The organism is Klebsiella sp. CB_Kp196, from assembly GCF_040061575.1.
Lineage (GTDB): Bacteria > Pseudomonadota > Gammaproteobacteria > Enterobacterales > Enterobacteriaceae > Klebsiella > Klebsiella michiganensis.
Genome location: NZ_JBEAFH010000053.1, coordinates 93,006 through 112,408, shown reverse-complemented (window position 1 = coordinate 112,408; position 19,403 = coordinate 93,006). Strand labels below are relative to the sequence as shown.

Here is a 19,403-nt window from a genome sequence, read left to right as displayed (position 1 = left end):
TACGACGCCATGAGCCTGAAAGCAAAACGCTTATTCTATCATGCATGTTCGCAGCGGCCAGTAGCAGAATGCATCCGGCGCGCTGCCGGAGAAAATCAGCTGCGCCGGATAATCCGGGAAGCAGCGGCTGCTCATCACCCCCTCGCCGTCGTTGATGAAAATCTCCACGCTCGACCGATCGATGAAAATCCGCAGCGAGCGCACCTCGCCGCGCCAGTAGCGATAGTGCATTTCATCGCTGGCGAGGCTGCGTCGCGCCAGACGGATACCGCTGGCGTCGCGCTCCAGGGTTAACGCGCCGCCGAAATCAAGGCTTAGCGCGTCGTCGCCGGCGGTTTGCAGGGCGATTTCCATCGGCGACAGCGGCAGTGCGTTCCCCTGCCAGCCGTGCGCCTCCCCGCGCAGGGCGGTCAGCTCGCGCAGCGGACGCTGGTAGAGCCGGCCGTCGATAAATTCCAGCTCGCGCAGGCAGGTCATCTGGTGGATCCAGCCGCTGGCAAGCGTCGGCTGAAGCATCTCTTCACCGTCCGGGACGCCCATCCAGCCGACCAGCAGGCGGCGGCCATCGCTGGTGTGCATGGTTTGCGGGGCATAAAACTCAAACCCGGCGTCCAGCTCGTGCAGCTCGCCGTGTTTGAACGCGGCGCGGTCGTAGTCGACATCGCCGCTCATCCATACCGCCGGATAGGTATTGAGGAAGCGCTCTTCTTCGCGGGCAATCCCCTGTGGGCAGCAGATCAGAATATGCTGGTCGCCGAGCGGAAACAGATCCGGACACTCCCACATATAGCCCGCGTCGCTCAGGCCGTTAATGCCGTAGCCGGCGATTTCGCCCTCGCTGCGCCACTGATGAAGGTCCGGGGAGCTGAACAGCAGCACCTTACCGCGCTTTTGCCGATCCTGCGCTCCCAGCACCATGTACCAGCGGTCTTTATGCCGCCAGACCTTCGGGTCGCGCACGTGGCCGGTATAGCCCTCCGGCAGCGGCAGGACCGGACCGATTTTGCGGAAGGTACCGTCGGCGTTTTCCGTCGCCAGGCACTGCCACGCGGTTCGGCCGCCGTCGTCAAACTTCACGTTGCCGGTATAGCACAGGGTGAGCGTACCGTTGTTATCCACCGCGCTGCCGGAGTAGCAGCCGTTGCGGTCGTACTCTTCATCCGGCATCAGCGCAATAGGCTCATGCCGCCAGCGCAGCAGATCCTCTGAACTCCAGTGCGCCCAGCACTTGAACTTATGATCGCAGGCGAGCGGGTTCCACTGGTAGAACAGATGATAGCGCCCGGCAAACTCGACAAAGCCGTTGGGGTCGTTCATCAGCCCGGTCACCGGCGCATGGTGCCAGCGTGGATAATGGCTATCGGCCAGCGCGCGCGGCTGGCCCTGCATAACGGCCTGCAAAATCGCAGGCAGACGTGATGGTAGTGACATTATTCAGCGTCCGTTTTGTATTTCAGCAGCAGAGAGACGACGAAAGCGACGCCAAAGGCGATGACCATGCCGATAATGTAGTTCAGCAGCGAGCTGGCCTGCACGATGGCCATGCCGGGAATCGCCGTCAGGCCGACTGCGGTCATATAGACGTGCACTGACACGACCCACGCGCCGCCCGCCGCGCCGCCGATCAGCGCCGCGATAAACGGCTTCATGAAGCGTAAGTTGATACCAAAAATCGCCGCCTCGGTGATGCCCAGCATAGCGGAAAACGCCGAGGGCAGCGCAATGGCTTTGATTTTGACGTCTTTGGTTTTAAACCATACCGCCAGGCAGGCGCCGCCCTGGGCGACGTTGGCCATGGACCAGATCGGCAGCAGGAAGTTGACCCCGATGGACGGGTTGCCCAGCAGTCCGGCTTCGATGGCGTGGAAGCTGTGGTGAATACCGGTAATGACGATGACCGAATAGAGACCGCCAAACAGCAGCCCGGCGAGCCAGCCGGCGTGGCTAATCAGGGTGCTGAGGACAAACGAAATGCCGTCGCCGAGCGCGCGACCGGCCGGGCCGATAATCAGCAGGGCGATAAAACCGGAAATAATCACCGTCAGGAACGGCGTCAGGATCAGGTCCAGGGCATCGGGGATCGCGCGGCGCAGCTGCTTCTCAACGATGCTCATAAACCACACCGCCAGCAGCACCGGGAACACCGTCCCCTGATAGCCAATCATGGCGATTTCGAGGCCGAAGAAGTTCATGGTATGGAAACCGGCGGCCACGCCCCAGGCGTTAGTCAGCGCCGGGTGGGTCAGAATGCCGCCGAGCGTCGCGCCGAGATAGGGGTTACCGCCGAATTCGCGGGCCGCGGTAAAGCCAATCAGGATCGGCAGAATGATAAACGCCGCCGAACTGCACATATCCAGCATGATGTAGAGGGCGTTGCTCGGGTCAACCCAGCCGTAGGTTTTGACCATCCCCAGCAGGCCCATCAGCAGGCCGGAGGCGACGATAGCCGGGATAATCGGTACGAAGATGTTAGACAGCAGGCGCGCGATGCGCTGGAAAGGATTAAGCTTTTTCGCCGCGATGTCGGCGGCCTCCGATTTGCTGGATTCGCTTATACCTGCCGCCTGAATAAAGGCGGCGTAGACTTTATTCACCACCCCGGTGCCGAAAATAATCTGCATCTGCCCGGCATTGCGGAAACAGCCCTTAACCCCTTCAATTTTGCCGATAGCCTGCTGGTCGGCCAGCGCGTCATCGACCAGCACCAGGCGCAGGCGCGTGGCGCAGTGCGCGGCGCTGGCGATATTTTCCTTGCCTCCCAGAAGCGGAAGCAGCGAGCGGGAAATCTGTTCAAAATCCATAGTACCCTCTGAATGCGTAAAAAAATTCGTGTTGTCGTCCCGCGTTAACGGGGGCGCAGTCTCTGCGTCGTTATTGTGTCCGGGGCGATGAAAGGCGCGTCGTCGCCCCGGAGGGGCCTGTCGTCAGGCATTCACCGTCAGAACCAGGTTTCCATCTGCATACCGAACGACCATTCGCCGCCCGAGGTAAAACCATTGCTGCCCAGCGCGTCATCGCTGGCGTAATTATTCAGTTTTTTGCTCCAGTCCATCCACGAGGTGTAAAGGCGGATTTCAGGGCGGCTGAAGAAATCACCGATGCTTCCGACCTTAAATGTCGGGGCGAAGGTGAGCTTGTAGAAGCTACCGTTTACCGCATGACGATCGTTATAACCTTCGGGATTGAGATCCATATACTGGTAGCTGCCTTCGTAAGCGAGAGCGAAGTTCTGGTTGATCTCCTGGATCAGGCGCATGTTGAGCGTGGCCCACTGATAGCTGTCGCCATCGGCATAACGGCCTTTACTGCTTTGCGCCAGGATCGCCGGGGCGATAGACCAGTTTTCGTTGAGCGGGGTGGTGCCATAGCTGGCGAAGCGCCAGGTGTTGGCTCCCGGCCGTAGCGCGCCGTCAGAGCCGATACCTTTAACTTCCGCGCCCAGGCCGTGACCGTAGAGCAGGGCGGTTTTGCTGGTGCCTTCACGCAGACCGTAAAAACTGTCGTTGTGCAGGCCGAGCAGCGTATGTACCCCGGTATTTGCCGCATCGCCTTTGACCGGGTTACCGTTGGTATCCTGACGGTCGTCGTTGTCTTTTGCCCGCATCCCGCTGACCATCACCTGCACCGGACCGATGAAGTTGTTCATGCTGAGGATATAGTTCTGCACGCTGTTGCTCGAGTCAGCAATATCGCCGAAATTGCGCCCGTAAAGCGAGAGGTTGCTGCGGATGCTGTCGTTCCACCTGACGTCGTAAATACCGCCGCCGGTACCGGCGAGGAACACAACGTCAGAGTCAATCCAGTGAATATCAAAGTTGTCGCGGTCGAAGCGTTTCCCGGCCCACAGGGTGGAGCCTTTAAACGCCCCTGTGAAGGTGGGCAAGTTGCCCAGTTCGACAAAGGCCTGACGAACGTTCAAATCGCTGCTGCTTGCCGTCCAGTCGTTATAAGTGGTTTGTCCGTCGGCGACCATCACTTTGAAACGGGTCGTCGCGCCATTATCCAGAGTCTGCTTGTGTTCAAGGTTCATTTCAACATAGGTATCGGCCTGGTTTCCCAGACGACCGATAGCCCCGCCGGTTTCCCCCGCTGGCGTCATGTAGGCGCCGGATTTGGTGCTGGCGGCGGAATCATTCATTATCACGCCGGAGCGGGCGTAGCCGTGAAACTCAAATCCGCTTTTCTCATCGGCCTTCTTCTCGAGTTTGGCGGTACGTTGAACCACTTCCTGCGTCGTGTCCTGATTTTTCTGCTGCTGCGCGGTGAGCTGCTGGACCTGTTTCTCCGCCGACTCGGCGCGGTTTTCCGCAGTTTGCGCCCGGTTTTCCGCCTCCTGCAGGCGTTTTTCCAGGGCGATCAAACGGGCTTCGATCGTGCTGAGATCCGTTTGCGCGTGGGCTGAGGCGGCGCCGGTTAGCAAAGCGATAAGGACGGCGAGTGTGCTTTTTTTATACATGCTGGTTGCATCCCGAAAGGAAAATGTAAAATGTCATTTTTGCTAAACCGGTTTAGGCGCTATGTTAAGCATGACCCTTAACATTTTGAAATGGATTTTGCTAAACCGGTTTAATAAATGTGATGGATGCAACAAAGTGGGCCGCGCGCGGCGGCCTGAAGGATCAAAACTGGCGATTAAGATCGCGCTGGTATGGCAGGGCGGTCATGGCGCCTTTCGCCGTTGTCGCCAGGGCGCCGCAGGTTTGCGCCAGCGTGAGCGTCGGTTCCAGCGCAGCGATATCCGTCGGCATCCCGTTGGCAGCAAGGCTTGCGAGCAGTCCGGCGACAAATGCGTCGCCCGCGCCGGTGGTGTCCACGCTGACAACGGGCTTGGCGCTGAAATGGGTAAACTGCTGCTGAAAGGCGGCAAGTACGCCGGCTTTGCCCTGGGTCACCAGCAGCAGTTCAGGCTGATAGCGTTCGGTCACGCTGGCGATTCCGTAGGCTAAATCATCACTGCCGCTGATGAATACCAGCTCCTCTTCCGACAGCTTCACCACGTTGGCCATGCGCAGGGCGCGATCGAGGCAGGCGTGCAGCAGCTCCTGATCCTGCCAGAGGTCCGGGCGGATATTGGGGTCAAAGCTGACCCGGCCGCCGGCATGTTTGATGCTTTCCATCGCCGAGAAGGTGGTGCTGCGGCTGGGCTCGGCGCTGAGCGCGATGGAGCAGACGTGCAGCCACTGGTTGGCGGTAAACTGCGGCAGGTCTTCTTCCGCCAGAAACAGGTCCGCGCTGGGGCGCACCATAAAGGTAAAGGTACGTTCCCCCTGATCGTCCAGGTCGACCACCACGGTGGAGGTACGGTGCTGGCCGTCGAGGCGCATATGGCTGACGTCGACCTGCTCCTGTTGCAGGGTATGGCGCATAAAGCGGCCAAACGGATCGTCGCCGACGCGGCCGATAAATCCGCTGTCGCCGCCAAGGCGGGCGATACCGACCGCCACGTTAGCCGGGGCGCCGCCGGGGCAGCGCAGCAGGCGGCCTTCGCTCTCCGGCAGCAGGTCCACTACCGCGTCTCCCAGAACCCAAACTTTTGCATTCATGTTGAAAATTCTCCATAGCTAAACTTAATTAAACCGGTTTAGCACATTAAAGCATAGCGACAGAATGAGGGGAACGTCACGGGCGGAAAAGTGCCAATCAGGGCATAAAAACGTGAGCTGGTTAGCAAAAGAGTGATGATTCGGCCTGGCGGGAGGGGCTTCCGGTGGCGGCGGGCGAGATGGCGGCATAACGCGGTAGGCCGGAGAGGCGCAGCGCGCCGCCTCCGGCAAAGCCCAGGCAGAGAGGGGATCTCAGGGCTTGATGTTCAACGCCGCAGCCGCTTAAGCCCTAAGCCCCCGCCGCCAGACCGTCGATAATCACCTGCATCACCCCCTGAGAACAGGGCTCGATGCGCCCGCGCACGCCGTAAACCGCCGCCAGAGCCTGCGGGGTAATCACCTCGGCCGGCGCGCCGTCCCCCAGCAGTTGTCCCTCTTTCAACATCAGCACGTGATCCGCGTGGCGCAGGGCGATATTGATGTCGTGAACCACCACCAGCGTGATGATGTTGCGCCTCTGCGTCTCCTCACGCACCAGATCCATCACGTGGAACTGATAGTTTAAATCCAGCGCGCTAAGGGGCTCATCCAGCAGCAGCAGGGCTGGCTGACGGATAAGCGATTGCGCCAGGCCGACGAGCTGCTTCTGCCCGCCGGATAGCCGGTCGAGATAGCTCAGCGCCAGATGTTCAATGCCTAGCTGGCGCAGCAGCGACATCACCTGCACCTGATTTTCCGGGCTGTGCGCTCCTCCGGCGGCGCGTTGAGCGACAATAATCGACTCCAGCACCCGCAAGTGCACGCCGGCGGGCAGCGTCTGCGGCAGGTAGACCACTTTTTCCGCACGCCGGGCAAAGGGGAGGGCAAGCAGATTCTCACCGTCCAGCGACAGCTCGCCCGCGGACGGCCCCAGCCCGGCCATCGCCCGCATCAGGGTGGATTTTCCGCTGCCGTTGGGGCCGAGCAGCGCGGTGATTTTACCGCGCTGCAGCCGCGGTACCGTCAGGTCGCGAATCACCTGACGTCTGGGATAACCGGCGCTGAAATGGGTCAGCGCCAGTCCGGATACAACATGGCTCATACGTGCCCCCGATGGCGCAAAATAATGCTCAGGAAAAAAGGCACCCCCACCAGCGAGGTGACGATGCCCACCGGAATCACTGCGCCGGGAATCAGGTTTTTTGCCGCAACCGAAGCCAGCGACAGGACGAGGGCGCCGATTAACGCGCTGGCCGGCAGGTAAAAGCGGTGATCTTCGCCGAAAACCAGCCTGGCGATATGCGGCGCCACCAGGCCGATAAAACCGATTGGGCCAACGAACGCCACCGAAATCGCCGACAGAACGCTGATGCGCAGCAGGGTGGTCAGGCGCAGGCGGCGCACGTTGATGCCGAAGCTGACGGCCCGGTCCTCGCCGAGGCGCAGCGCGGTCAGCTTCCACGCGCTGCGCATTGATAGCGGCATGACGACCGCCAGTATCGCAAGCAGGATCCCCACCTTTTGCCATGAAGCGCGGTCAATGCTGCCCATCGTCCAGAACACCAGCCCCTGGAGGGTATCTTCGTTGGCGACAAACTGCAGCATCGATACCAGCGCATTGAAGGTAAACACCAGCGCGATCCCGAACAGAATGACGCCGGAGGTGGCGACCTGGGTCCAGCGCGTAATGCCGTCCAGAAGCAGCGCCGCCAGCAGGGCGAAGATAAAAGCGTTGGCCGAGACAAACCACTGGCCGGGAATGCCGGGAATCCCTATCCCCAGCACGATAGCCAGCGCCGCGCCGAATGCCGCCGCCGAGGAGACGCCGAGCGTAAACGGGCTCGCCAGCGGATTGTTAAGGATGGTCTGCATTTCCGCCCCGGCGAGGCCGAGAGCCAGGCCGACGACGATCGCCATCAGCGCATAGGGCATGCGGATATCCCAGACGATCGCCCGCGTCCCGGCGCTGGCGCTGGCCGGGTCGGTAAGGGTTTGCCAAAGCGCCTGCAGCGACAGGCCTGATGGCCCCATCACGAAGTCGAGCAGCAGCGAGGCGACAATCAACAGCGTCAGCAGCAGCAGCATGATGGCGCGGCGGCGCACAATGTGACGGTAGTTTGCCATTACGTCACGGCTATCGACGCCGAACGCGACGATATCGGATTCAGGAGAGAGACTCATGGCTAATTACTCACCTTGTTGCCAGGAAAAAACAAACGGCAGATCGGGAAGGGTGGTGAAATGACGGACAATGTAGTGCCAGCTATCGTCAGGGTTGAGGTCGCTGAAGGTCTGGGGATAGATATCCTTCGCCAGATACGCCATCCCGACGATATTCCACGGATGGTTGTAGAAGTGGTGGTAAATGCCGTAAGCGCGTTTTGCTTCAATCGTCGGGATGTTGCTCACGCCGGTGCGCGACAGCAGCCGCTCCGCCTGACGATTGACCTCCTGGGGATCGGCCTGTAAACCGAGCGGCAGCACCTGGCTATTCCCGCGTTTTGAACCGGTCATAATATAGGCATCCGGCTTCATGCTAATCACTTTTTCCAGCGACACAAAGCCGGAAGCGCCCGGCAGCAGCTGCGAGCCGATATTGTTCGCGCCGACGGCTTCGACCAGACCACCCCAGCCGTTGTGGCCGTGGGTAAAGCAGCAGGCATCGCTATTACCCGCCAGCGCCTCGACAAAAACGTTAGCCTTCGGCGTGATGTTCGCGGTTTTCTGGCGGATGGCGTCCAGCTGCTGACGGTAATAGTCGGTATAGGCTTTGGCGTTTTCTTCACGGTTAAGGACTTTCCCCAGCAGATCGATACTCGGGGCGGTGTCTTTGCCGGGGTTGATTTCATAATCGACGAACAGCACGGGAATATTCAGCGCGCTGAGCTTGCTGATGACACCGCTCTCCTCCAGCGCGGGCTTCGCGCGAAGCTGGGCGATCATCAGGTCCGGCTGGCGGGAAATGACGCTCTCAAGGTCAACGTTGCCCTTATCGCTAAAGCCCATATCGAGGATCTGAGCGGATTGCGGCCACTTCTCTTGCAACATTTTCCAGGTATTGATGTCCTGTTTTCTGGCCAGGTTATTCCATGCCACGACGCGCCTGAAGGGGTTGTCGCGGTCGAGCAGAGCCATGGCCATAATATCGCGACCATCCTGCAGGATAATGCGCTGTGGCTCATGCTGGAGCGTAATCGCGCGGCCGTCGAGATCGGTGACGGTGAGCGGATATTGCGCGGCAAAGCTACAGAGAGGAGTGGAAATCAGGGCAGTAAGGATGAACGAACCTACTGATTTTCTTGCCATAATATGCGTTCCGTTTGCTAATTTATAAATATAATGATTCTGAGAATTATTCTCGTGTAAACATAAACGGCAAGTATATCAACGGCAAATGACTTAAAATGTAACAAATTTGTTGGAATTTATTCGCGCAATCAGAAGCGGGACGCGGCAGACCAAAAGTCGATAGAAAAGTCCGAAATCAGTTTTAAGAACAATCCCTAAAGCCAGACGGTAAAATCTTGTGCCATGCTAAATGCGACTCATAACATTAAGTTCGTTAGCGAGAGAGGACATTATGAAAAAAGCAATGATTGCGTTATCTGCGATTCTGGTAGCAGCTCCTGTTTTTGCTGTAACAACGACACACGCAACCGACGATACCGTCGCGGCGGCCCATGAAGGGGCGAACACCGCGAAAGAAAAACTGCACGAGGCCCAGCACCAGGGTGAAGAGCAGCAGCTGAAAGCCAAACACGCGGCAGAAGGCAAAAGCGACAGCGTAGGCAGCGAAGTCAGCGAAGGCGCGCAGAAAACCTGGAATAAGACCAAAGAAGGGACTGAGAAGGGCTGGAACGCGACTAAAGAAGGCACCGAAAAAGGCTGGAATAAGACCAAAGAGGTCAGCAAAGAAGGCTGGGATAAAACCAAGCAGGGTGCCGAAGAGCTAAAAACCAAAGTCACTGAGTAATCTCTGGCTATTTTCTAAAAAAGGTCGCGAAAGCGGCCTTTTTTGTTATTTGGTGCGCTTTGTTCAGCGTCGGGATAATATTTTAAAAACGTTATCATGCTCTCTCCCTGGATTTTTAGCCGCACAGCGGCGGCGAATTTATAAGTCCCCGGGAGCACCGGTCGCCAGGTGAACGGGGGGAATGCATGCAGCCAGGACATGCGCCTTAAAAGATGAAAGGTATAAGCCAGGAATTATCCTGGTTATATTGTTACTCACTATTCCTCCACATTTTCCCGGTACAAAGGAAATATATCAGGAGGTGTATTATGAAAAAGATTCTTTCACTGGCGATTATTCTATCTTGTGCTTTGACTTCCGTCTCCTGGGCGGATGGTCCTGGCGGCAACAACCGCGGTCAGCAGCAGGTCTGGCAGCAAGACGCCGGCCGCGGTGGCCCGGACGGCAACCGTCAGCAGGGGCCGGGCAAGGGGCCGCAGGCCAACAATCATCAGGGTAACGACGATAACCGTGGCCCGTCGCGCGGTGACAAGGGGCCGCAGGGCAATCCTCATCAGGAGCGCCATGAGCGGGACCATTTCGCGTGGAACGGCCATGATTTTCGCAAAGGTCAGCCGGCTCCGGAACGTTATCGCGGCAATGATTACCGGATAAACGACTGGAACGATCGCGGATTACCGGCACCGCCGCACGGACAACACTGGTCCTATATTGACGGTAACTATGTGCTGATTGCCGCCGCGACCGGGATTATTACGTCGATCCTGATTAACGGCGCGCTGAGCCACTAACCTTTTCTGCTTTAACCTCGCAACCGCCTCCTCCGGAGGCGGTGCTGTGCACCTGTTCGCGCTACCGATTTCCGCGTCTGCGGGACGGTAGTCCGGCCAGCCTGGCGCTATCGGGCGATGCCCACCTGCCCCTGTTCTCACATCAAATCCGCTTAAAAACCGCAAAGTTGAAAATATCATCCTTGCGCCTCTTCTTTGATGTTTTATCTGCTTATTTAGGCTTTATAAATGAGTATTGTGCTTCATGATTAATAAAAGGCAGAGAATGTAAGACGTTTCCTGGTTCAGGTGATAGTAAAACTCGTACGCTTCGCCGTTAAATCGCTATGAATAAATCAGATGAAAACCCCGCGCGGAATAAGAAATCCTGCTTGCAATAAACCCTTAGCACGTTAAGTTATTAAAGCTTAGCACTTGATTCTATATCCCGGAGACCGGCATGACCGACTGTGTAATTCCTGAAATTAAAGCTACCGAAGATGAAATGATTGCGATCCGTCATTATTTGCACGCCCATCCGGAATTAAGCCTGGAAGAGTTTAATACCAGCGAGCTGGTGGCCGGAAAACTGACCGAGTGGGGCTATACGGTGACCCGCGGGCTGGCGAAAACCGGGGTGGTAGGAACGTTAAGCAAGGGCGATTCGCCGCGTACTATCGGCCTGCGCGCCGACATGGACGCGCTGCCGATTTTCGAAGCGACCGATCTCCCCTGGGCCAGCACCGTGGCCGGAAAAATGCACGCCTGCGGCCACGACGGCCACACCACCATTCTGCTGGCGGCGGCGAAATATATCGCCTCGCCGGCCTGCCAGTTCAACGGCACGGTACACCTGATTTTCCAGCCCGCGGAAGAAGCGATCGGCGGCGCGGATTTAATGATCAAAGACGGCCTGTTTGAGCGCTTTCCCTGCGAGCGCATCTTCGGCCTGCACAATATGCCGGGCCTGCCGGTGGGGAAAATCGGCTTTTACGCCGGGAATTTTATGGCCTCGGCGGATACGGTAAAAATCACCATTACCGGCTACGGCGGCCACGGCGCGCATCCCGAGCGCACCGTCGATCCCATTGTTACCGGCGCGGCGCTGGTGATGAATCTGCAAAGCATCGTTGCGCGTAACGTACCGCCGGGCGAAACCGCGGTGGTGAGCGTCGGCACCTTCCAGGCGGGTATCGCCTCCAACGTCATCCCTGAGAACGTGGTGATGGAGCTGAGCGTGCGGGCGATGAAGCCGGAAATTCGCGACCTGCTGATTAAGCGGATCAAGGAGCTCGCTGATTTTACCGCCAAAAGCTACGGCGCCAGCAGCGAGGTAGCGGTTTTTGACTCCTATCCGGTACTGACCAACAGCGTCGAAGAGACCGAATTCGCCAAAGCGCTGGCGCTGGACGTCTTTGGCGAGGAGGGCGTGCTGGAATCCATTTCGCCGATGAACGCCAGCGAAGATTTCGCCTTTATGCTCCAGCAGCGCCCCGGCTGCTACTTCCTGCTGGGCAATGGCGAGAAAGGCGGGAAGGGCAGCTGTATGGTGCACAACCCCGGCTATGACTTTAATGATGACATTATTTCTACCGGCGCGACGCTGTTCGCCCGGTTAGTTGAAACACACTGCCGTTGATCTCTGGAGTCCGTAAATAATGAAAAAATCTCTTCTGCTGTGGGTCGCGCTGATGGCCTCAACTTCAGCCCTGGCCGCAGAAAATAAGGAAATTCGCTTTGGCGTCGATCCGACTTTCGCGCCGTTTGAATGGAAAGATCCGCAGGGTAAGCTGGCGGGTTTTGATATTGACCTCGGCAACGCGATTTGCGCCCAGCTGCAGGCGAAGTGCGTGTGGGTGGAAAGCAACTTCGACGGCATTATTCCGGCGCTGAAGGCGCGTAAGTTCGACGCGATCCTCTCCGGCATGTATATGACCGAGAAGCGCAAAGAGCAGATCGGCTTTAGCGACAAGCTGTACAACGGCCCGGTGTTCCTCGTGGCGCGTAAAAACACCCTCGCCGGGAATACCGTCGAGCAACTGAAGGGCAAAACCATCGGCGTAGAGCAGGGCTCGGCGCAGGAGACTTACGTTAACCAGCACTGGCGCACGGCGGGGATCAATATCGTCGCCTATCAGGGGGCGGATCGCGTGGTTCAGGATCTGGAGTCCGGGCGTATTGACGGCGCGGTGCTTTCCGGGATGATGGCCGACTACAGCTTCCTGCAGCAGCCGCAGGGTAAAGATTTTGCCTTCGTTGGCGGCCACCTGAAGGACGACAAGCTGTTCGGCGCCGGCGCGGCGATTGGCCTGCGCAAAGAGGACGATGCTCTGCGCCAGGAGATTAACGGCGCGATTGCCACTATTCTCGCCGACGGCACCTATAAAAAGTTAGCCGGGAAATATTTTAGCTTTGACGTCTATTCCGGGACATAATGTTGTTATGCATTCAGCGGGCACGGATAGCCCGCTTCAAGCTTCCTTTTCTTACTATCCCGTAATTGTCCTTTTCTGGCCCTCACGGCGTTCCGAAGGATACTGAATATAAGCGATAAGGAGTGAACGGCATGATGACACGTCCCTTGGGCAAAACCGGATTTTCCATCGCCCCGCTGGTGTTTGGCGGTAACGTTGTTGGCTGGACCATCGATGAAAAAACCAGTTTTGCCATTCTTGATGCGTTTATAGACCACGGCTTCGATGCTATCGACACGGCGGATGTCTACTCCCGCTGGGCGGATGGCAACCAGGGCGGCGAGTCTGAAACCATTATCGGCCGCTGGCTACAGGCGCGGCCAGGCATGCGCGATAAGGTAAAGCTCTTCACCAAAGTGGGTTCCGATTTAGGCCTTCCCGGTCATAAAGGGTTGAAAAAAGCCTGGATCCAGCAGGCGGTGGACGACTCCCTGCGACGCCTGAATACCGATTATATTGACCTCTATTTCGCCCACTGGCCGGACCCGGAAACGCCGGTCGCCGAAACCCTCGACGCCTTCCACGCCCTACAGCAGGCGGGGAAAATCCGCGCCATGGGCGCCTCGAACCTCGATGCGCAGCAGCTTTCAGGCGCGCTGGAGGTGTCGCGTAAAAGCGGCCTGCCGGCCTGGCAGGTGCTGCAGCCGGAATACAATCTTTATCATCGCTCGGCTTTTGAGGGCGCGCTCTGCGACCTGTGCATCAGCCGCGATATCGGCGTGGTGACCTACTACAGCCTGGCGTCCGGCTTCCTGACCGGCAAATACCGCCAGCAGTCCGACCTGGCGCAAAGCCAGCGCGGGGGCGGTATCGGCAAATACCTCAATCCTCGCGGGCTGCGTATTGTCGATACCCTGGTTGAAGTGGCGGAGCAAAGCGGCGCTAAACCTGCCGAAGTCGCGCTGGCCTGGCTGATGAGCCGCGACGGCGTGACGGCGCCCATCGCCAGCGCCACCAGCCTCGCTCAGGTGGAGAGCTTTGCTCGCGCCGCCGCGCTGAGCCTGAGCGCCGGGCAGCTGGCGCGTCTGGATACCGCCAGCGCGTAGTGATTGAGGCCGGAGCCTGTCGGGTTCCGGCCTTTTGTCTCTCCGCGTTTTGTTGCGCATGCTTCCTCACCTTCCGCCCAAACCTCTGCGGCGCATCCCTTTCAGCGAAAAATGAAACGTTTTTCCAGACGGCAAAAGCCAGGCTTGATTACGATAAGATAATGCGTATAGTTCTCATTCTTCTTCTTGTTTGCAGTTTTATCAGGAGATAACCTGCGTACGTCGCGGGCTCACAGGGAAACGGCGAAGGCACTGGATGGGGCTCACAGGCGCAAGACCGGAAACGCGAATTTCGGCGGCGGAGTCACTATCGGATCGTTGATTTTGTTCAGGACTGATCTTATGAAACGCACTCTCCCGGCGCTGGCCGTCTCTGCCAACTTAAGCGGCTGCGCCGCACCGGCTTTCCCGCTGCGGAAAACGCTACTGGCGTTAACCATTGGCGCAATCTCCCATTCGGCAACGGCGGCGGAAAACGTCGCCGAACGCCAGAAAAGCGAAGAAACGATGGTCGTTCAGGCCGCATCCGCCAGCGATTTTAAAGCCGGCGGCGATTTGATAGTGCCCGCCTATCTCGATGGTCAAATAGCCAACGGCGGCCGTCTCGGGATGCTCGGCGAACAAAACGCGATGGACGTTCCGTTTAGCATCATCGGCTATACCTCGAAGCTTATCGAGGATCAGCAGGCGAAAACCATCGCCGATGTGGTCAGCAACGATGCCGGGGTTCAGCCGGTGCAGGGCTACGGTAACTACGCCGAGACCTACCGCATTCGCGGCCTTAAATTTGACGGCGATGATATGACCCTGAGCGGGCTGGCGGGCGTGGTGCCGCGTCAGGTGGTGGATACCGCCATGCTTGAGCGGGTCGAAATTTTTAAAGGCGCCAACGCTCTGCTTAACGGTGCGGCCAGCTCCGGCGTCGGCGGGATGATCAACCTGGAGCCCAAGCGCGCGGAAGATACCCCGACCGCCCGCGTGGGCGTCGACTATACCTCGGATTCTCAGGTCGGCGGCACGCTGGATTTGGGCCGCCGCTTTGGCGACGACAACCAGTTCGGCGCGCGGGTGAATCTGGTGCACCGCGAAGGCGAGGCGGCGGTGGAGAGTGATAAGCGCAGAACCACGCTGGCCTCCATAGGGCTCGATTATCGCGGCGAACGGATGCGCAGCTCGTTTGACTTTGGCTATCAGAAAAAAACCTTCCACGGTAGCCCGATGGGCATCAACATTTCGGGCGTCGATTTTATTCCGCGCCTGCCGGATAACACCCACAACTACACACAAAAATGGGCTTACAGCGATATCGAAAATGAGTTCGGTATGCTGAGAATGGAATACGACATTGTCGATAAATGGACCGCCTACGCCGCTCTGGGGGCGCAGCATGCCCATGAAATCGGTCTCTATAGCGCCTCGAAGCTGATTGACCGGGCGGGCAACGCCACGGCGGGGCGCCTGGACACCAACCGCTATATGGATACCGCCAGCGGCATGGCCGGGATACGCGGCGAATTCGCCACCGGTTTTGTGTCGCACAAGGTCAACGTCGGCTATTCGGCGAAAACCCAGAACGACAAAACCGCGTGGCGGATGTCGAAGGCGGCGGATAATCCGCTGGTGAATATCTACGATACCCGTCCGGTTGCGCCCCCGGCGAACGCATCATTCGGCGGCGACTATGGAGATCCGCTCACCAGCGGCCGCACCCGTTCCCAGGGCTGGCTGCTGAGCGACACCCTCGGCGTGCTGGACGATACGCTGCTGTTCACCGTCGGCGCCCGTCATCAAAAAGTGGTGGTGCGCAACTACGATAAAGTCACCGGCCTGCAAAGCGATGCGTATGACGACAGCCGCTGGATGCCGACCTATGGCGTGGTCTATAAGCCGTGGCAGGTTCTCTCTTTATACGCTAACCATACCGAAGCCCTGCAGCCGGGCAGCAATGCGCCAACCTCCGCCGCTAACTATGGGGAAAGCGTCGGAATTATTCACTCAAAACAAAACGAAGTCGGGATGAAGGCGGATTTTGGCCGCATTGGCGGCTCGCTGGCGCTGTTTGAAATTAAAATGCCTTCCGCCTACCTGGATAGCCAGAAACGCTATGGCCTTAACGGCGAGCAGCGCAATCGCGGCGTGGAATTTAACGTATTCGGCGAACCGCTGTACGGCCTGCGCCTTAACGCCAGCGCGACTTGGCTGAAAGCCGAACTGTCGAAAACCAAGGATGGCGTCAATGATGGTAAAACGGCCATCGGCGTACCGGGCTTCTACGCGGTGCTTGGCGCAGAGTATGACATCAAACCTATCGACGGCCTGACCGCCACCGCACGCCTCAATCACTCGGGTTCGCAGTATGCCGACCAGGCGAACAGCAAGAAGATTGATAGCTTCACGACCCTGGATCTCGGCGTGCGCTATCGTCTGGCGCTTAACGAGAACCAGAATCAGATGACGGTACGCGCGGGCGTCGATAACGTGACGGATGAGAACTACTGGTCCGGCGCGGACGACAGCGGAACCTATCTGTTCCGCGGCGAACCGCGCACGTTCAAGGTTTCGGTCGGCTACGAATTTTAAGGCAAAACCGCAGGAGCGGGCAGGGCGGCTCGCCGGTTGTAATAAATCAATGAATGTATAAAGCCAAGGCATCTGCGGCTTGAAGTATGACGATTTTATACCCTAAATAATTCGAGTTGCAGGAAGGCGGCGACGCAGGGAATCCCCAGGAGCTTACTCCAGTAAGTGACTGGGGTGAGCGAGAAAAGCCAACGCACATGCAGCTTGAAGTATGACGGGTATAAGTGTTAAAAGGTGCCCCTTCATATATACACACAGGGGATCGACGTGAAAGACGCGTCAACATCGTCGGATGCCGTAGAGGAAAGCGGCCCGACGCTTCATCGCGGTTTACAGAACCGACATATTCAACTTATCGCCCTTGGCGGCGCCATCGGTACTGGCCTGTTTCTCGGCATCGGGCCGGCGATTCAAATGGCGGGACCGGCCGTACTGCTCGGCTATGCCGTCGCCGGGATAGTTGCCTTTCTAATCATGCGCCAGCTGGGCGAAATGGTCGTCGAAGAACCGGTTTCAGGCTCCTTTGCCCACTTTGCTTATAAATACTGGGGCCCGTTCGCCGGTTTTCTTTCCGGCTGGAACTACTGGGTGATGTTCGTGCTGGTCGGGATGGCGGAGCTGACCGCCGCCGGGATATATATGCAGTACTGGCTGCCGGATGTGCCGACGTGGATCTGGGCCGCCGCGTTCTTCATCATTATCAACGCCGTAAACCTGGTGAACGTGCGCCTGTACGGCGAAGCGGAGTTCTGGTTCGCGCTGATTAAGGTGCTGGCGATTATCGGCATGATCGGCTTTGGCCTGTGGATGCTGTTCGGCGGCCACGGCGGCAGCAAGGCGGGAATCGATAACCTGTGGAAACACGGCGGTTTCTTCGCCACCGGCTGGCACGGCCTGATCGTGTCGCTGGCGGTGATCATGTTCTCCTTCGGCGGACTGGAGCTTATCGGCATTACCGCCGCGGAAGCGCAGAACCCGGAAAAGAGCATCCCGAAAGCGGTTAACCAGGTGGTATACCGTATTCTGCTGTTTTATATCGGTTCGCTGGTGGTTCTGCTGGCGCTCTATCCGTGGGTGGAAATCAAATCCGACAGCAGCCCGTTCGTGATGATCTTTCATAATCTCGACAGCAACGTGGTGGCTTCCGCGCTGAACTTCGTGATTCTGGTAGCGTCGCTGTCGGTTTATAACAGCGGCGTTTACTCAAATAGCCGGATGCTGTTCGGTCTGTCGGTGCAGGGCAATGCGCCGAAGTTTCTCGCCCGCGTCAGCAAGCGCGGCGTGCCGGTTAACTCCCTGCTGCTCTCGGGGATTATCACCTCGCTGGTGGTGCTGCTTAACTATCTGCTGCCGCAGAAAGCCCTCGGCCTGCTGATGGCGCTGGTGGTAGCAACGCTGCTGCTGAACTGGATTATGATCTGCCTGGCGCACCTCAAGTTTCGCGCCGCCCAGCGGCGCAAGGGGCGCGAGTCGAAGTTTAAAGCGCTGCTGTCGCCCGCCGGAAACTATATCTGTATCGCCTTTCTGGGGCTGATCCTGGTGCTGATGTGCACGATTGACGGGATGCGCCTGTCGGCGATTCTGCTGCCGGTGTGGATCCTGTTCCTGTTTGTGGCCTTTAAAACCCTGCGCCGTTCGGCGTAGCGCGATCGCCCCGTCGTCCGGCGGGGCATTATCTCTTTTTATTGTGATCTTCTTCGCGCTTAGCGTATTTTGCCCGCGATCTTCTTTTTGTAATCGATTACTTTTTATTTGAGCGTATTTGTAATCGATTACTTTTTGAGGGCGGTCGAAATGGTCACAACAACCGAAGGTCGTGAAAGTCCCCGCGTAGCCCACCGTTTTCTGGTGCCGCGGCTGTCGTTAATGATGTTTATGCAGTTCTTTATCTGGGGTAGCTGGTCGGTGACGCTGGGGCTGGTGATGACCCGCTATGAGATGTCGCTGCTGATCGGCGATGCTTTCTCCGCCGGGCCGATTGCCTCTATTCTCTCGCCGTTTGTGCTGGGAATGCTGGTCGATCGCTTTTTCGCTTCGCAGAAGGTGATGGCGGTGATGCATCTGGCCGGAGCGGTTATTCTGTGGTTTGTCCCGCAGGCGCTGGTGGCGCAAAACGGCGCGCTGCTGATTGGCCTGCTGTTCGGCTACACCCTGTGCTATATGCCGACGCTGGCGCTGACCAACAACATCGCTTTCCACAGCCTGGCGAACGTCGATAAAACCTTTCCGGTGGTGCGCGTCTTCGGCACCATCGGCTGGATCATCGCCGGTATCTTCATCGGCGTCACCGGTATCTCCGATACCACCGGCATTTTTACCCTGGCGGCGCTCTGCTCGGCGGCGTTGGCCGTTTATAGCCTGACGCTTCCGCACACGCCGGCGCCGGCGAAAGGGACGCCGGTCCAGTTTCGCGATCTGCTGTGCGCCGACGCTTTCGCGCTGCTGAAAACGCGCCACTTCCTGATTTTCTCCCTCTGCGCGACGCTGATTTCGATTCCGCTGGGGACCTACTACGCCTATACCGCCTCTTATCTGGCGGATGCCGGCATCGCGGACGTCAGCACCGCGATGTCGTTCGGTCAGATGTCAGAAATTTTCTTTATGCTGGTGATCCCGCTGCTGTTCCGCCGCCTCGGGGTGAAATACATGCTGCTGATCGGCATGGCGGCGTGGTTCGTACGCTACGCCTTCTTTGCGCTGGGGGTCAGCGAAGAGGGGCGCTTCCTGCTCTATCTCGGCATCCTGTTGCACGGCGTGTGCTATGACTTTTTCTTTGTTGTCGGCTTTATCTATACCGACCGCGTGGCCGGTGAAAAAGTGAAGGGCCAGGCGCAAAGCATGATCGTGATGTTCACCTACGGTATCGGCATGCTGCTGGGGTCGCAGATCTCCGGCGCGCTGTACAACCATCTGGTGGCAGGCCAGAGCGTACCGCAGGCGTGGGTGACCTTCTGGTGGATCCCGGCGGTGGCCGCTGCGGTTATCGCGCTGATTTTCCTTTTCTCTTTCCATTACAACGAGAAAGAGCCGCGTTAATT

General features: G+C 58.1%; 15 protein-coding genes. 8 read left to right on the top strand and 7 right to left on the bottom strand.

From position 1 onward, the window contains the following. Window positions 1-30 precede the first annotated feature (30 nt). The 7 genes from ABLU87_RS18555 to ABLU87_RS18525 all read right to left on the bottom strand — a co-directional run bounded on the left by ABLU87_RS18555 (window position 31) and on the right by ABLU87_RS18525 (window position 8,828). Window positions 31-1,431 carry a sucrose-6-phosphate hydrolase gene (locus ABLU87_RS18555; RefSeq protein ID WP_122117273.1) on the bottom strand — a complete coding sequence of 467 codons (1,401 nt, stop codon included), beginning with the start codon at window positions 1,429-1,431 and terminating at the stop codon, window positions 31-33. Next, a complete protein-coding gene (locus ABLU87_RS18550; RefSeq protein WP_014837718.1) occupies window positions 1,431-2,801 on the bottom strand; it encodes a sucrose-specific PTS transporter subunit IIBC in 1,371 nt (456 codons plus the stop codon). Before ABLU87_RS18550 ends, ABLU87_RS18555 begins: the two co-directional genes overlap by 1 nt. Before the next feature lie 137 nt (window positions 2,802-2,938). Continuing rightward, window positions 2,939-4,456, bottom strand: a complete 1,518-nt coding sequence (locus ABLU87_RS18545; RefSeq protein ID WP_122117272.1) for a carbohydrate porin — start codon at window positions 4,454-4,456, stop codon at window positions 2,939-2,941. Between the two features lie 163 nt (window positions 4,457-4,619). Continuing rightward, window positions 4,620-5,543: an aminoimidazole riboside kinase gene (locus tag ABLU87_RS18540; protein ID WP_025107095.1), complete on the bottom strand. Its 924-nt coding sequence runs from the start codon at window positions 5,541-5,543 to the stop codon at window positions 4,620-4,622. Window positions 5,544-5,832: 289 nt separating this feature from the next. Beyond that, window positions 5,833-6,624: an ABC transporter ATP-binding protein gene (locus ABLU87_RS18535; protein ID WP_064374592.1), complete on the bottom strand. Its 792-nt coding sequence runs from the start codon at window positions 6,622-6,624 to the stop codon at window positions 5,833-5,835. Next, on the bottom strand, window positions 6,621-7,703 hold the full coding sequence (locus ABLU87_RS18530) for an iron ABC transporter permease (protein WP_032748538.1): 1,083 nt from the start codon (window positions 7,701-7,703) through the stop codon (window positions 6,621-6,623). The genes ABLU87_RS18535 and ABLU87_RS18530 overlap by 4 nt, the downstream gene beginning before the upstream one ends. 6 nt (window positions 7,704-7,709) lie before the next feature. Then, entirely contained in the window at window positions 7,710-8,828 is a 1,119-nt protein-coding gene (locus tag ABLU87_RS18525; RefSeq protein WP_009654147.1) for an ABC transporter substrate-binding protein, read from the bottom strand. Between the two features lie 274 nt (window positions 8,829-9,102). Between ABLU87_RS18525 and ABLU87_RS18520 the strand changes: the two genes are divergently transcribed. From ABLU87_RS18520 to ABLU87_RS18485, 8 genes are all read left to right on the top strand, one after another. Beyond that, on the top strand, window positions 9,103-9,495 hold the full coding sequence (locus tag ABLU87_RS18520) for a hypothetical protein (protein WP_122117271.1): 393 nt from the start codon (window positions 9,103-9,105) through the stop codon (window positions 9,493-9,495). A 308-nt stretch (window positions 9,496-9,803) separates the two neighbouring features. After that, window positions 9,804-10,286 (top strand): RcnB family protein, encoded by a 483-nt coding sequence (locus tag ABLU87_RS18515; protein ID WP_025107092.1) that lies wholly within the window; start codon window positions 9,804-9,806, stop codon window positions 10,284-10,286. A gap of 439 nt (window positions 10,287-10,725) precedes the next feature. Continuing rightward, complete coding sequence (locus ABLU87_RS18510; protein WP_004848538.1) at window positions 10,726-11,904, top strand: M20 aminoacylase family protein; 1,179 nt, start codon at window positions 10,726-10,728, stop codon at window positions 11,902-11,904. 19 nt (window positions 11,905-11,923) lie between these two features. Further along, window positions 11,924-12,700, top strand: a complete 777-nt coding sequence (locus ABLU87_RS18505) for an ABC transporter substrate-binding protein (protein WP_004848539.1) — start codon at window positions 11,924-11,926, stop codon at window positions 12,698-12,700. Window positions 12,701-12,831: 131 nt separating this feature from the next. Next, window positions 12,832-13,785 carry an aldo/keto reductase gene (locus ABLU87_RS18500; RefSeq protein ID WP_122117269.1) on the top strand — a complete coding sequence of 318 codons (954 nt, stop codon included), beginning with the start codon at window positions 12,832-12,834 and terminating at the stop codon, window positions 13,783-13,785. A gap of 342 nt (window positions 13,786-14,127) precedes the next feature. Beyond that, complete coding sequence (locus ABLU87_RS18495) at window positions 14,128-16,365, top strand: TonB-dependent siderophore receptor (RefSeq protein WP_183129332.1); 2,238 nt, start codon at window positions 14,128-14,130, stop codon at window positions 16,363-16,365. A gap of 267 nt (window positions 16,366-16,632) precedes the next feature. Next, entirely contained in the window at window positions 16,633-18,009 is a 1,377-nt protein-coding gene (pheP, locus tag ABLU87_RS18490; RefSeq protein WP_048261542.1) for a phenylalanine transporter, read from the top strand. Between the two features lie 150 nt (window positions 18,010-18,159). Continuing rightward, window positions 18,160-19,401, top strand: a complete 1,242-nt coding sequence (locus tag ABLU87_RS18485) for an MFS transporter (protein WP_122117268.1) — start codon at window positions 18,160-18,162, stop codon at window positions 19,399-19,401. Window positions 19,402-19,403 lie beyond the last annotated feature (2 nt).